Raw genomic sequence first — 14,530 nt, 5'->3', positions numbered from 1 at the left:
AAGGCCCGGCGCCTACCGAGGCGCGGCGTGTTGCTTTCAATCCCATCAACGATGGTTCACGCCACTCGGCTGCCGGTGTTGTTGCGGGCACCGCCGGCTGGCCCGTTTAGGCCCGCGTAACCGGGCCAGCTGCTTACGCCGTGATGCCGGTGATGACTGCGAAGGCCTTGGCGTACATCGCCGCGACGTCGACCCGGGTATGGCAGACGAATCCGACCTGGCCCGTCTCGGCATAGAGCTCGTTCAGCAGCTGGACGCTGACCCCTTCGCGGATGAAGTAGGTGAAGAGCCCGAAGTTGCCGACGTAGGCCTCGCTGCAGTCGCTGGACGCCCCGACCGTGAGATTGATGGGGATCTGGGAGCTGGTGATGAACTTCCAGTCCGAGAGCGCTTCAGGACGCCGCAGGGGCTGGCCAGTGGTGTCCGCGAAGAGCGCGATCGTTTCATCCTCACGAGTCGAAACAATGGCCGCAGTGGGCGCCGGCGCATCTGCGTCCTTGATCAGCCTGGTGGCGTTGATGAACTTGTTGTAGTTCGTCATCGCCGCGCCATCCGGAAGGGCCATGTCGACCGCATTGACGCCAGTGATGTTCAGCAGACCGCGGATCTCCGGAGCGGTGCCGCTGCCTCGCAGGCCGGCGCGATCCAACTCCTTGCCGAAGGCCTGCGCGATTGCCGTACGGAGCGCCGTGTCCAACCCCGGCGAGTCCTGCAGCAGCTCCCGGGAAACCTTGAACCGGAAGGCCAGGCTGCGCGGGGTGATGGTGATCGAGCGGAACGCCGGATCACTTTCCGCGACGCTGCCGTTTTCGGATCGCCAGGCCGCGGTCGGGATGGTGTCCGTGGCCGCGATCTTGAAGGACGAGGCCTGCTGGTTGATGACCGCGACGTTGGCACCTGCCTGCAGCAGCGCCGATGCCGGCACTAGGGCATTGAGGATCCCGGGAAGCAGGATGCTCGGCACCGTGTAGCCGCCGGCGCTGTTCGTGCCCTCGCTGAGGCTGGCCCTGACCGCTTCGTTGGTCCGCATGCCGGCGACCCCGCGGAAGAAGTCCCCCAGGCTCATGTCGCCGCCCGTGGAGTTGCTGTGGGCGCCCAGCTTGGCGGCGATCCGGCCTGCGTCGCGGAGGTCGGCGTTGGCCAGCATCGTGCCGATCTTTTGGCCGCTGTGGTCACGCAGCTCGCTCTCGGCCGCGCCGCTGCCGCTGCCTAAGCGCGCGTTCGCGGAGTCTTCGAGGTCGAGTCCGATCGAGATGAGGTTGATCTCGGCGTGCACGTATTCCAGGGCCGTCACCAAGTTGTCGGTCAGGTTCTCGTGCTTTTCCCGGCCGTGGCTGCTGAGGGCGTTGGATGCTCGCCGCAGCTCTGCACGACGCTCCAATGCCTCGGATCGCTCGAGGCAGTTGGCCGGAACGTCGCGCTGTTCCTTGAGGACGATGCCCAGCTTGCCGAGTTCGGCCTTCGCGGTGAGTGCTTTAGTCCGGTTGCCGATGACGGTCCGGAGATCGTGGATGGTGTTGTCCATTGGTGGGTCCTTGGTTGCGACCCGGGCAACAAAAAGCGCGCCCGGATCAAGTGGTCTTGATCTCAGAGCGCGCTTCGGCGTGGCCTTGGCCGCAACTTCGGACCGGTGTCGGGTTCGCCCGTGAGGCGATCCGTCCTGGACGCCGCCAGACTAGCGCGCGCGCACTCCGCGTCAATAGGTTTCGTCACACTTGGATGCGACTTCATCGCGAGCCGGATCCGCCAGGCGCCAGTTCGGCAGGCAGCGCTGCAGTAGATCGGCGGTCGACCGCCTTCGCCACGGTCAAAGCTGCGATTGCAATGGAGGCAGTTCAATCAAACGGTCCCAGCGAAAAGACGTTTTTTGGCCGAAAACTGCATTCGGTTCGAATTTCTCCCCCAGTAAAAAAACCCATGCATGAGGGAACAGGTGGTCTAGGAACCGGCCCCCGATAGACATTGACCCTCCCCCTCCCTGCGTTAGCCCGCATGGCGCCTCAGGCCTCCAGTGGTGGTAGGCGGCCGTTGTCTGGCATCAGGTCGGCAAGGTGCTGTGGAAATGTCCTCAGCATCAGTGCCGCGTGCTTGGGATAGCTCTCCCGGATTTCCAGGTATTCGGCACGGATCATCTCTCGCTGCAACTGCCGACGCTTTTCCCCTTCCTCAGCGGTCTCATGTTCAGGCTCTTGCTTGATCCACTCATCGAAAGATGGCGCCGCAGGCGGCTGAGTTCTTTTTTCTGAGTTAGAAGAGCTGAGTTCAAAAGCTGAGTTCGGGTAGCGTGGGCGCGACGGGTCCCGTAGCGTGGGCGCTACTGGTCGGGTAGCGTCGGCGCTACTAGTCGTGTGCGTGGGCGCTACTGGTGCACCTGCCTCACTAGTAGCGTGGGTGCTACTGGTACTAGTAGCGTCGGCGCTACTAGCTAGGGCCATCTGGTAACGGTTGGCCAGCCCTCGTTTGCGTGATACCTGGACGTATCCGCGGGCCTCCAGGTTGTCGACCGAGCGAATCACCGTGGACCGATGGATGCCTGCCTTTGCAGCGATGCGATCGACACCCGGCCAGGACGTGCCTGTCTTGCCGGCGTGCGTTCCGATCATGGCCAGCACCTGGCAATCGCCCTTGCTGAGCTCCGGGTCGCAGAGGGCCTGCACGAGCAGCAGGTGGCGCTGCAACAGGCTCCCGCGGTCATCGGCCATTGCCCCCGTTCCCTTCGCTCAGCATTGCTGCGCGCATCGTGCGAACGTGGATAGCGGCGCCTTCGAGGTTGGCCAGGATCCGATCGCAGCGGTCCAGGTGCGGCGACCGCTGGAGCTCGGCTAGCTGCGTCGCCAAGCCTTCCCCGAGCTCACCACACATGCGCCGGAGCACCTCAGCGTCGGGCTTGAACTGAGCGGCGTAGAGCCTGGCAGGGTCCGCGCTCACTTCGCACCGCCCGGCTTCAGCCGATCGGAAACGATCCGCTGCAGGTCCTCCTCGGGGATTAGCGTGCGACCGGCGATCTTAATGGCGCGGATCTCGCCGGACTTGATCAGGCCGTAGATCGAACTCCGGCCCACCCCGATGCGCCGGCAGGCGTCGGGGATGTTGTGCGCCAGTGGCGCCTGGTCACTCTGCTGCATGTTTGCTCCTTCGTCCGTAGGTATCGATACGGGTTCAGAAGCAGATTGCAGTACCGCTAGATGCTATTGGTCATGGAGCTAGCTCGATGACATCCAGCTAGCCTAATGACATCTCTTTGCGCCATTTTGAGATGGCGTTTTTTATTGATCCTTCGCTAGTGATGATCGAATACTTCTTTGCCATCCTTCGCGCAAACTCGGCATCTCTCAAAAAAACAGACTTCTCATTTGCCATGCTGAGCCATTCCTCTTTGATACGGAGCATGGCAGCAACCTTTGGATTGTTCTGCACAGCCTGCTTGGCTGCAAAAGCGGCCTGGGCCCGCCTCGCCTGCTTCAAAGCATCATCCGTAGACGGCACACCTACCGCGCCCGCGTACATCCCGCATCGGAGCGCCGTTTCTTTGCTTGGATCTGGAAGTTTCAAAAGGTTGAATGCTTCGGCCAAAGCCATCGCGGCATAGAACTTTCTCGACGAAATTGAAAATGGAGTTGTTTCTAAGTCGCCATCCCTTAGAACGAATGACACCGGTTCCGGAACGTCAAACCACCCAGCTATAAAACGTACTATTGAGCTGCGCTCAATGCGATCAAGGTCAGCGATAGTCGCGCAAACATAGCCGCCGCCTTCAGGAATCAGAATGTAATTGTCGCCTATGGCCTCGGCAACGATCATGTCTGCTACGCCAAGCACCATCTGTGGTGATGGATCGCCAGTAAATTGCAAGCGACATGCTTCAACGATAGGCTTCAACTCGTCGCCCCAGTCGCTGTTTGGCACGTCAAATCGCATCAAATCAGCGTTAGCCGGCAACTTGTTGAAGAAAAATACAGGCGTTAGCGATGCATACCCTGCTGCCTTGGCCTCCTGCGCAGTCGCGTGAGGCACTCTCGGCGCGGGCTTCCCCGCGCCTTTCTTCGCTCCCGCGCTTCTTTGGGGCCGCTTAATCACTTCGCTTCGCCGGTGCAGCGATGATTGCGTCAGCAAGGCGCTGAGCTAGCGCATCAGAGAGCCGCTTACCTCCGAACCTCTTGGCGAAGACCGCTTTGGCGGCTGCGATTACGGCGTCGCGTTCCGTAAGCGGCCCGTGCATCGGCCCGGGGAATCGAACGACTTTTGCAGTCATGCGACTACTCCAGCAGCCTCTCTCAGCGCATAGGCTGTCTGCATCGCAAAGTTGCAAAGCCATGCAACAGACGGATCCATTCCATCATCCATGGCTTCTTGCAGCAGCTGCCTAACGGCGTCGTCCAGGCAGTCGGCATCACCAATCGCAAAACTCGCATTGACTCCCTCTTGAACACTCAAGAGCTTCATGTCTACAACTGGGATCAAACGAAAATCAACCCGCTTGGTTACACTTTGCGTCGCCATGATCGTTCTCCTATTGAACGGTTGTGGAAGACGGGCCGGCTGCCTCAATCAGCCGGCCCGTCGCTTTTTCCCGTCGATGCGGGAAACCTTCTCGCCGACCATCACGCCCAAGCGCGGCATTTTCGCCACCGCCTTCGCGACTTCGTTCGGCAAATACTGTGCGTAGTGCTTACGTGTCACGCGGCTGTCACTGTGACCGAGCGCCTTGGCGACCATCTCCAGGTCCTTCGTCGCGAGCAGCAGCAGCTTCCCGTACGTCGCCCGGGTGGTCTTGAAGCTGACGTCGTCCAGTCTCGCCGCCTCTACCGCGGCGCGCACGGGCTTGTTCGCATCGGACTGCCCCCATGGCTCGCCGTCGGCCTTGGTGAAGATGGGCGCGGTTGGCGCCTTGCCGGCGGTGACGCGATCGAAGAACGCCACGCCTTCGGCCGTGAGCGGCTGCAGGAGCGTCTTCCCGGTCTTCGACTGGTAGATGCGAACCGTGGAATGGTCCGGGCTGTAGTCGCGCACCTGGAGGCGCCGGATCTCGCTGTAGCGCCCGCCCGTCATCAGGGCCGCCGTCAGCAGGTCGCGAAGGTCCACGGGCGCCGCGTTCAGCAGGCGCGTGATCTCGCCCCGCTCGAGCATCCGCGGCGGCGGGTCGTCGCCGAGTTCGAACGGTTCGACCTTCTGCCAGAAGGTCGGCAGCTCCGCCGGCAGCGTCTCGTTGCGCCAGGCGAAGTTGAGCCCGGCTTTGACGATCGACAGCACCCGGTTGGCGGTCGCCTTGCGCGCCCTCGCCTGTTCCGGATCCGCGGGATCGAATGGCATGACCTTGCCGCGGTTGGTCGGGGCGCGGCTGGCGATCGCGCGATGCCACTTCCGCAGGGTGTCGGCGGATAGCGCCGTGATCAGTTTCGGACCGAGCGCGCCGGCATGCAGCCGATAGGACTGCCGGGAAATGGTCTCGGAGCCCTTCCCCGCCAGGTGGGAGTCGAAATAGTCGGCCATGACCGCGTCCAGGGTCTGGCCGTCGCCGTAGTGCTTCGGACGCGCCGTGCGCGCCTCCAGCTGCGTCGTGGTCGCCAGGCGCACGGCCTGCGCGTAGGAGAGCACCACGGCGCCGTCAGCGGCCGCCTGGTCGTCTGGCGTGCCCAGGCGCTGCGCGCGGTAGCCGTCGCCCTCGCGCTGCCGCACAAGCCATGCCGAGCCGCGCGCGCCCCGGTAGTAGCCCAGGAAGGTGCCCGGGACGATCTGGCGCCAATAGGGTTCCTTCCGCGGCGCCAGTCGCGTGCGCGCTTCGCGGGTCTCCAGGCGATGGTCTCGGGGTTGCCGTGCCACGGTAGCGACCGACCTTTTTCCGGAGTTTTCCGGAATAGACCGGCGCAATCACCGGCGAACGCTACCGTACGCCTGCGGCCATGGAAGTCAAGCAGGACGCCACTCTTGCAAGAACGGTGGCGGTCATCCGGAACCGCTGGCGGACGCTGAACCGTGCGCTTTCACGGTAGCGACGGGGGTTCGAATCCCCCTGGGGACGCCATCATGGATCCGGCAAAAGACTCGCTTCGGCGGGTCTTTTGTTTTTCCGGGGTCGGATGGATCGCAGGGATCAGGCAGCGACGTCGCTGGTTTCGTGCAGGGTCGCGACACCATGCCCGCGCTCGGCCAGGTATTGCAGCCATTTTCCGAGGAAGGTGTTCATCCGCATGCGATGGTCCAGCACCGCCGCGGGCGGGGGATACATGCCGATGACGTCCTGCCAGCGTCGCCCGACGTAGCAGTGGGTGGCTTCGACCTGGCGCGCGTCGCTGTACAGGCGCAGGAACGCCGATGGATCCGGCTCCCCGGTCTGCGGATCGGCGAATGCGTACGTCATCCGCAACTCGGTCGTGTACGGATGCTGCACGATCACGTCCACGCGCACGTCCAGGCCGTCGTCCACGCTGGACAGGTAGGAACCCTGGCCCAGGTCGGCGGGCTCGAACAGGCGTGTCAGCCGCGTGTAGTTTTCGGCATACAGCCCCATCAGCCACCCGAATCGACTGAGGCTGGGAACGCGGGCAAAACGTGTCAGGACCTGCGACATGGGTCGATCCTACACGGCAAAAACGTCGCTGCGCAGCATTGACGGAATTTCCGGGCGGGCCTACTGTGGCGGTTGGCGGCAAGTGTTCGTGGACGGTGATTTCCCGGTGTTTTTCCCGTCGTCCGGGCCGCCCGCGCTGACTGGTTCAGCGTCCGGCGCCAGCGTCCCGTCGCACCCCAACGCCAGTTCAGAACATCTCGCGATTGATGTCCAGATGCTCCAGGACGCGGCTTGAGATTTCCTCGATCGAGGCATGCGTCGTGCTGAGCATCGGTATGCCCTCGCTGCGCAGCAGCGCTTCGGCCACGGCGACCTCCCGCTTGCAGGTTTCCATCTGGGCATAGCGCGAGTTCGGGCGGCGCTCCTGCCGGATCTGGTGCAGGCGCGCCGGTTCGATCGTCAATCCGAACAACTTGCCGCGGAACGGCCGCAGCTTCGGCGGCAGGCGCTCCAGTTCCAGGTCCTCCTCGGTCAGCGGGTAATTGGCCGCGCGCACGCCGTGATGCAGGGCCAGGTAGACGCAGGTCGGCGTCTTTCCGGCCCGCGACACGCCGATCAGGATCAGGTCCGCATCGCTGTAGTCGGTGCTCACGCCGTCGTCGTGCGCCAAGGCGTAGTTCATCGCATTGATGCGCCGGTGGTAGGTTTCGAAATCCACCATGCCGTGGGCCTGCCCGACGCGGGAATCGCGGTGCATGCCCAGCTCGCGCTCCAGCGGGTCGATGAAGGGTGCGAACACGTCCAGCATCAGCGCGCCACTGGCGGCCAGGATGGCGTTGAGCTCCGGATCGATGCTGGAATTCACCACGATCGGGCGGGTGCCATGCTCCAGCCCTGCCCGGCGGATTTCCTCGGCCGCGCCGCGCGCCTTGTCCGCGTCGTCCACGAACGGGATGCGATCGGTCACGAAGCGCATCCCCGGGAACTGCGTCAGCAAGCTGTGGCCAATGGTCTCGGCGGTGATTCCGGTGCCGTCGGAGACGTAAAACACCGGGCGTATCGCGGTCATCGGGCATGCTCCAGGGGGTGGCCTTCGCGCGAAGGCGCCGCGACAGGCGGGGTTGCTAAAATAATCGCTTCGACGGCGCCCTGCCCGGCCCGTCCCGAATCTCCCGGAGTATCCGCCTTGAGCGACAACATCCTGTGGCTGCACGACCTGCGATTGAGCGACCTGGCACAGGTCGGCGGCAAGAATTCGTCGCTGGGCGAAATGATCGGCCAACTCGCCGGCCTGGGTGTCTCGGTGCCCGGTGGCTTTGCCACCACGGCCGACGCCTTCCGCGCCTTCATCGCCCATAACAACCTGGAGCAGCGGATTTTCGACCGCCTCGCCGGGCTCGATGTCGAGGATGTCGATGCGTTGACGCGCGCCGGCGGGGAGATCCGCGGCTGGGTGATCGACGCGCCGCTGCAACCGGAGCTGGACCGGGACATCCGCGCCGGCTACCGCAAGCTCTCCGATGGCAATGGCGGCGGCGACGTTGCGGTCGCCGTGCGCTCGTCGGCCACGGCCGAAGACCTTCCGGACGCCAGCTTCGCCGGCCAGCAGGAAACCTTCCTCAACGTGACCGGTGCCGACGACGTGGTGACCAAGGTCAAGGAAGTCTTCGCCAGCCTCTACAACGATCGTGCGATCGCCTACCGCGTGCACCATGGCTTCAAGCACGAGGACGTCTTCCTGTCGGCCGGCGTGCAGCTGATGGTGCGGTCGGATGTCGGCTCGTCGGGGGTGCTGTTCACCTTGGACACCGAATCCGGGTTTCGCGACGTGGTGTTCATCACCGCAAGCTACGGCCTGGGCGAGAACGTGGTGCAGGGTGCGGTCAATCCGGACGAGTTCTACGTGTACAAGCCGACCCTGCGTGCGGGCAAGGCGGCGATCCTGCGGCGCTCGCTCGGATCCAAGCAGATCCGCATGGTCTATTCCGACCGGCCGGGTGAGCGCGTGCGCAACGAGGACACGCCCGCCGAGCTGCGCAACCGCTTCTCGGTGTCCGATGCCGATGTGCAGGAACTGGCGAAGCAGGCGCTCGTGATCGAGGAGCACTACGGCCGCCCGATGGACATCGAGTGGGCCAAGGACGGCGTCAGCGGCAAGCTCTTCATCGTGCAGGCGCGGCCGGAGACGGTGAAGTCGCGCGGCCACGCCACCCAGATCGAACGCTACACGCTGCAGCAGCGCGGTGAAGTCATTGCCGAAGGTCGCGCGATCGGCCAGAAGATCGGCAGTGGCATCGCGCGCGTGGTGCGCAAGCTGTCCGACATGAACCAGGTGCAGCCCGGCGACGTGCTGGTCGCGGACATGACCGACCCGGATTGGGAGCCGGTGATGAAGCGCGCCTCGGCGATCGTCACCAATCGCGGCGGACGTACCTGCCATGCCGCGATCATCGCGCGCGAGCTGGGCGTGCCGGCCGTGGTCGGCACCGGCGATGGGTTGGACCGCATTGCCGACGGCAGCACGGTCACGGTGAGTTGCGCCGAGGGCGATACCGGCTTCATCTACTCTGGCGCCCTGCCCTTCGAGCGCACGACGACGGACCTGGACAACATGCCGCCGGCGCCGCTGAAGATCATGATGAACGTCGCCAACCCCGACCGCGCGTTCGACTTCGGCATGCTACCCAACGCCGGAATCGGCCTGGCACGGCTGGAAATGATCATCGCCAGCCACATCGGCGTGCATCCGAAGGCGCTGCTGGAATACGCGCAGCAGGATGCCGCCACCAAGGCGAAAATCGATGCGCGCATCGCCGGTTATGCCAGCCCGGTGGAGTTCTACGTGGACCGCCTGGCGGAGGGGATCGCGACGATCACCGCGTCGGTCGCGCCCAACCCGGTGATCGTGCGGCTCTCGGATTTCAAGTCCAACGAATACGCCAACCTGATCGGCGGCAGCCGTTATGAGCCGCATGAAGAGAATCCGATGATCGGCTTCCGCGGCGCAAGCCGCTATGTCGATCCGTCGTTCAAGGATGCCTTCGCGCTGGAATGCCGTGCGGTGAAGAAGGTGCGCGAGCAGATGGGCCTGACCAACCTGTGGGTGATGATTCCGTTCGTCCGCACGCTGGGCGAAGGCCGCAAGGTGCTCGACGTGCTGGCCGAGAATGGCCTGGAAAAAGGCGTCGACGGCCTGAAGGTGATCATGATGTGCGAGGTGCCGTCCAATGCGCTGCTGGCCGATGAATTCCTCGACCTGTTCGACGGTTTCTCGATCGGATCCAACGACCTCACGCAGCTGACGCTCGGGCTGGACCGCGATTCGAGCATCGTCGCCAACCTCTTCGACGAGCGCGATCCGGCGGTGAAGAAGCTGCTGTCGATGGCGATCGGCGCCGCGCGCGCCAAGGGCAAGTACATCGGCATCTGCGGGCAAGGACCGTCGGACCACCCGGACCTGGCGGAATGGCTGATGCAGCAGGGGATAGAATCGGTGTCGCTCAACCCCGACACGGTCGTCGACACCTGGCTGAGCCTGGCCAAATCCAAGGCCGGTTGACCCGGGACTGCTTGCGCAGGAGCGGCTTCAGCCGCGACCTTCTTCAGATCGGCCCCACGCGTGCTTTGCAGGCGCGCGAAACATCGACGTTATTGCGCCGCGAACGCGCCGATATGCCGCCGGTAATGCCGCAACTCCTCGATCGAGTCTCGCACATCGCTCAGCGCGGTGTGCGCGGCTTCCTTGCGCATGCCGGCGAGGACCTGCGGCGCCCAGCGCCTGGCCAGCTCCTTGAGCGTGCTGACATCCAGGTTGCGGTAATGGAAATGCTGCTCCAGCCGCGGCATCAACCGGTGCAGGAAGCGCCGGTCCTGGCAGATCGAGTTGCCGCACATCGGTGAACTGTTGGGGGCGGTCCATTCGGCCACGAACGCCAGCGTGCGCGCTTCGGCGTCCGCCATGCCGACGCCCTCCTCCAGCACCCGCCGCCACAGGCCGGATTTACCATGCTGGTTGCGGTTCCACTCGTCCATGGATTCGAGCGTGCCGAGCGAGTGCGCGATCGCCAGCTCAGGCCCTTCGGCAAGGATATTCAGCTGCGAATCGGTGACGATCGTGGCGATCTCGATGATCGAGTCATGGTCGGTATCCAGGCCGGTCATTTCCAGGTCGATCCAGATCAACCGGCCTTCGCTGCTGTGCTGCGTCATGTCGTTCTTCCCGGGAATGCCCGGCATGATATCGCGCCAGCCGCGCAGCGGCTTTACACGGCCTTGCCGCGTTTGCGGCGGAAGTATCGCGTCAGGCGGTCGCCGGCCTCGTCGGCGAGCACGCCGCCGGCGACTTCGATGCGATGGTTGTGGCGCGGATCGGCCAGCAGGTCGAACACGCTGCCGGCGGCACCGGTCTTGGGATCGCTCGCGCCGTACACGACGCGGCCGATGCGCGCATGCACCATGGCCATCGCGCACATCGCGCACGGCTCCAGGGTCACGTAGAGCGTGCAGCCGACGAGACGGTGGTTGCCGATGGCGGTGCCGGCGCGCCGCATGGCCACGATTTCCGCGTGGGCGGACGGGTCGCAGTCGCTGATGTTGCGGTTCCAGCCCTCGGCGACCAGCGCGCCGCGGGCGTCGATCACCACCGCCGCGACCGGAACCTCATCGTCTTCGCGCTCGGCGCGTCCGGCCAGGTCGAGCGCATGTCGCATCCAGCGTTCGTCATCCTCGTGCGATGGCACGACCTCGTTCATTCCCACTCGATCGTCGCGGGAGGCTTGCCGCTGATGTCGTAGACCACGCGCGAGACGCCGCGCAGCTCATTGATGATGCGGTTGGACACCTTGCCGAGGAATTCGTACGGCAGGTGCGCCCAGTGCGCGGTCATGAAGTCGATGGTTTCCACGGCGCGCAGCGCGATCACCCATTCGTAGGCGCGCGCGTCGCCGACAACGCCGACCGACTTGACCGGGAGGAAGACGGCGAAGGCCTGGCTGGTCTTGTCGTACAGGTCAGCCCGGCGCAGCTCCTCGATGAAGATGTCGTCGGCGCGCGCCAGCAACTCGGCGTACTCGCGCTTGACCTCACCCAGGATGCGCACGCCCAGCCCCGGCCCGGGGAACGGATGGCGGTACACCATCTGCGGCGGGAGGCCGAGCTCGACGCCGATCCGGCGGACTTCATCCTTGAACAGCTCGCGCAGCGGTTCGACCAGGCCCAGCTTCATGTCGGCCGGCAGGCCGCCCACGTTGTGGTGGCTCTTGATGACATGGGCCTTGCCGGTCTTGCTGCCTGCCGATTCGATCACGTCGGGATAGATCGTCCCCTGCGCCAGCCACTTCGCGTTGGCGAGCCTGCCCGATTCCTCGTCGAAGATTTCGACGAAAAGGTTGCCGATGATCTTTCGCTTGGCTTCCGGATCGCTGACGCCCTCGAGCGCCTTGAAATAGCGATCCGCTGCGTTGACGCGGATGACTTTCACCCCGAGGTGCTCGGCGAACGTCGCCATCACCTGGTCGCCTTCGTTCCAGCGCAGCAGGCCGGTATCGACGAACACGCAGGTGAGCTGGTCGCCGATCGCCTTGTGCAGCAGCGCGGCGACCACCGACGAGTCCACGCCACCGGACAGGCCGAGGATCACTTCGTCGCTGCCGACCTTCTGCCGCACGCGCGCGATCTGGTCTTCGATGATGTGTTCGGGCGTCCACAGCGTGCGGCACCCGCAGATGTCGACCACGAAGCGGCGCAGCAAGGCCTGCCCGGACTTGGTGTGCGTCACCTCCGGATGGAATTGCACGCCATACCAGCGCTTGTCGTCGTCGGCCATCGCGGCGACCGGGATGCGGTCGGTGCGCGCGGTCACGATGAAGCCGGGCGGCGCTTCGGCGACGTGGTCGCCGTGGCTCATCCAGACATCCAGTCGCGGCGGCGAGCCGGGGTGGTCCTTCAGTCCATCGAGCAGGCGGTCCTGCGCGACCAGTTCGACTTCGGCGTGGCCGAATTCGCGCGCATCGGCGGCTTCGGTCGCGCCACCGAGCTGCGCGGCGAGCGTCTGCATGCCGTAGCAGATGCCAAGGATCGGCAGCCCGGCATCGAAGACCTGCTGCGGCGCACGCGGCGCGCCCGCCTCGGTGGTCGACTCGGGGCCGCCGGACAGGATGATGCCCTTGGCACGGTAGGCGGCGATCTGCGACGGATCGTGGTCCCACGCCCAGATCTCGCAGTACACGCCGAGTTCGCGGATGCGGCGGGCGATCAGCTGCGTGTACTGCGCGCCGAAATCCAGGATGAGGATCTTGTCGGAATGGATGCCGTCGGAATGAAGGTCGGTCATGTGTTTGTGCCGTCATCCCGCGAAGGCGGGAATCCTTGGACGTTGCGATGGGTGGTGCCAGGCGCGGACGCCCGGACCACGCGAGGATTCTTGCGGCTTCAAATCAAGTTGCGACGACAGCAGCATCGGCATCGACGTCCCTGGATTCGCCGGACGGGCAGCAAACTCACCCGGCGCGGTAGTTCGGCGGTTCCTTGGTGATCTGTACGTCGTGCACGTGGCTCTCGCGCTGGCCCGCCCCGGTCACCTGCACGAACGACGGCCTGGTGCGCATGTCCTCGATGGTCGCGCAACCGACATAGCCCATCGTCGCGCGCAGGCCGCCGGCAAGCTGATGGACGACGCCGCTCAAGGGGCCGCGATACGGGACCCGTCCCTCGATGCCTTCCGGCACGAGCTTGTCGGCGTCCGACGCGTCCTGGAAGTAGCGGTCTTTCGACCCTTTCTCCATCGCACCGAGCGAACCCATGCCGCGATAGCTCTTGTAGCTGCGGCCCTGGAACAGTTCGGTTTCGCCCGGCGACTCCTCGGTACCGGCGAACAGGCCGCCGACCATCACCGTCGATGCGCCCGCGACGATCGCCTTGCCGATATCGCCGGAGTAGCGGATGCCGCCATCAGCGATCAGCGGAATGCGGTCCTGCAGCGCCTCGGCCACCATCGATACCGCCGTGATCTGCGGGACGCCGACGCCTGCGACGATGCGCGTGGTGCAGATCGAACCCGGACCGACGCCGACCTTGACCGCATCGGCGCCGGCGTCCATCAATGCGAGTGCGGCGTCGCCGGTGACGATGTTGCCGCCGACGACCTGCAGCTTGGGAAAGCGCTGCTTGGCCCAGCGCACGCGATCGATCACGCCCTGCGAATGGCCGTGCGCGGTGTCGACGATGACGACGTCGACGCCTGCCGCCACCAGCGCCTCGATGCGCTGCTCGGTATCTCCGCCGACGCCAACCGCGGCGCCGACCAGCAGGCGCTCGCTGCTGTCGTAGGCCGCGTTTGGGTTGTCGGATTTCTTCTGGATGTCCTTGACCGTGATCAGTCCGCGCAGCGCGAATTCGTCGTTGACGACCAGCACCTTCTCGATGCGGTGCCTGTGCAGCAGCTGGATGACTTCATCGTCTGAGGCGCCCTCCTTCACCGTGACCAGCCGTTCCTTCTTGGTCATGATGTGGCGCACCGGATCGTCGAGCTTCTTCTCGAAGCGCATGTCGCGGCCGGTAACGATGCCGACGAGATGTCCGTCGCCATCGACCACCGGCACGCCGGAGATATTTCGCGCGCGGGTGAGCTTGAGCACCTCGCCGATGGTCGTTTCCGGGCCGACGGTGAACGGCTCCCTGATCACTCCGGCTTCGAACGACTTGACCCGCGCCACTTCCGCCGCCTGGCGGTCGACCGACATGTTCTTGTGGATGATGCCGATGCCGCCCAGCTGCGCCATCGCAATGGCCAGGCGCGCTTCGGTCACGGTGTCCATCGCCGCGGCCAGGAGCGGCAGGTTCAGGCGCAGGTCGCGGGTCAGGCGGGTGGCGAGCACGACGTCCTTGGGCAGGACGGTCGAATGCGCGGGGACGAGGGAAACGTCGTCGTAAGTGAGCGCTTCAGCCTGGATGCGCAGCATGGGCGGGTCCGGGGGGAATGAAGCGCGTCATTGTACCGCGTCGGCCGGGTTCGGCGCGCGCGGC

13 protein-coding genes are annotated in these 14,530 nt (G+C 64.8%); 1 reads left to right on the top strand and 12 read right to left on the bottom strand.

All coding sequences use genetic code 11. The features are described 5' to 3' along the window. Positions 1–133 precede the first annotated feature (133 nt). The 8 genes from G7B67_RS02340 to ppsR all read right to left on the bottom strand — a co-directional run bounded on the left by G7B67_RS02340 (position 134) and on the right by ppsR (position 7,577). Complete coding sequence (locus G7B67_RS02340; RefSeq protein WP_166207208.1) at positions 134–1,525, bottom strand: phage major capsid protein; 1,392 nt, start codon at positions 1,523–1,525, stop codon at positions 134–136. A 475-nt stretch (positions 1,526–2,000) separates the two neighbouring features. Beyond that, a complete protein-coding gene (locus tag G7B67_RS02335; protein ID WP_166207205.1) occupies positions 2,001–2,702 on the bottom strand; it encodes a helix-turn-helix domain-containing protein in 702 nt (233 codons plus the stop codon). A gap of 222 nt (positions 2,703–2,924) precedes the next feature. Further along, on the bottom strand, positions 2,925–3,125 hold the full coding sequence (locus G7B67_RS02330; RefSeq protein WP_166207202.1) for a helix-turn-helix domain-containing protein: 201 nt from the start codon (positions 3,123–3,125) through the stop codon (positions 2,925–2,927). A 97-nt stretch (positions 3,126–3,222) separates the two neighbouring features. Then, positions 3,223–3,918: a hypothetical protein gene (locus G7B67_RS02325; RefSeq protein ID WP_166207199.1), complete on the bottom strand. Its 696-nt coding sequence runs from the start codon at positions 3,916–3,918 to the stop codon at positions 3,223–3,225. A 330-nt stretch (positions 3,919–4,248) separates the two neighbouring features. Then, positions 4,249–4,500 carry a hypothetical protein gene (locus G7B67_RS02320; RefSeq protein WP_166207196.1) on the bottom strand — a complete coding sequence of 84 codons (252 nt, stop codon included), beginning with the start codon at positions 4,498–4,500 and terminating at the stop codon, positions 4,249–4,251. Between the two features lie 48 nt (positions 4,501–4,548). Then, positions 4,549–5,676, bottom strand: coding sequence for a tyrosine-type recombinase/integrase (locus G7B67_RS02315; protein WP_166207193.1), 1,128 nt, complete (start codon positions 5,674–5,676; stop codon positions 4,549–4,551). Positions 5,677–6,091: 415 nt separating this feature from the next. Then, on the bottom strand, positions 6,092–6,568 hold the full coding sequence (locus tag G7B67_RS02310) for a DUF1249 domain-containing protein (protein ID WP_166207190.1): 477 nt from the start codon (positions 6,566–6,568) through the stop codon (positions 6,092–6,094). Positions 6,569–6,755: 187 nt separating this feature from the next. Continuing rightward, on the bottom strand, positions 6,756–7,577 hold the full coding sequence (ppsR, locus tag G7B67_RS02305; protein WP_166207187.1) for a posphoenolpyruvate synthetase regulatory kinase/phosphorylase PpsR: 822 nt from the start codon (positions 7,575–7,577) through the stop codon (positions 6,756–6,758). 117 nt (positions 7,578–7,694) lie between these two features. Between ppsR and ppsA the strand changes: the two genes are divergently transcribed. Further along, positions 7,695–10,067 (top strand): phosphoenolpyruvate synthase, encoded by a 2,373-nt coding sequence (gene ppsA / locus G7B67_RS02300; RefSeq protein ID WP_166207184.1) that lies wholly within the window; start codon positions 7,695–7,697, stop codon positions 10,065–10,067. A gap of 89 nt (positions 10,068–10,156) precedes the next feature. Here the strand turns inward: ppsA and orn are convergent, their stop codons facing one another. The 4 genes from orn to guaB all read right to left on the bottom strand — a co-directional run bounded on the left by orn (position 10,157) and on the right by guaB (position 14,466). Continuing rightward, entirely contained in the window at positions 10,157–10,717 is a 561-nt protein-coding gene (gene orn / locus G7B67_RS02295; RefSeq protein WP_166207181.1) for an oligoribonuclease, read from the bottom strand. Between the two features lie 53 nt (positions 10,718–10,770). Further along, positions 10,771–11,259, bottom strand: coding sequence for a tRNA adenosine(34) deaminase TadA (gene tadA / locus G7B67_RS02290; protein WP_166207178.1), 489 nt, complete (start codon positions 11,257–11,259; stop codon positions 10,771–10,773). After that, positions 11,256–12,839, bottom strand: a complete 1,584-nt coding sequence (gene guaA, locus G7B67_RS02285) for a glutamine-hydrolyzing GMP synthase (RefSeq protein WP_166207175.1) — start codon at positions 12,837–12,839, stop codon at positions 11,256–11,258. The genes tadA and guaA overlap by 4 nt, the downstream gene beginning before the upstream one ends. Before the next feature lie 166 nt (positions 12,840–13,005). Next, positions 13,006–14,466 (bottom strand): IMP dehydrogenase, encoded by a 1,461-nt coding sequence (gene guaB, locus G7B67_RS02280; protein WP_166207172.1) that lies wholly within the window; start codon positions 14,464–14,466, stop codon positions 13,006–13,008. Positions 14,467–14,530 lie beyond the last annotated feature (64 nt).

Source organism: Cognatiluteimonas telluris (genome assembly GCF_011320095.1).
GTDB lineage: Bacteria > Pseudomonadota > Gammaproteobacteria > Xanthomonadales > Xanthomonadaceae > Cognatiluteimonas > Cognatiluteimonas telluris.
This window is presented reverse-complemented; position numbering and strand designations above follow the sequence as displayed.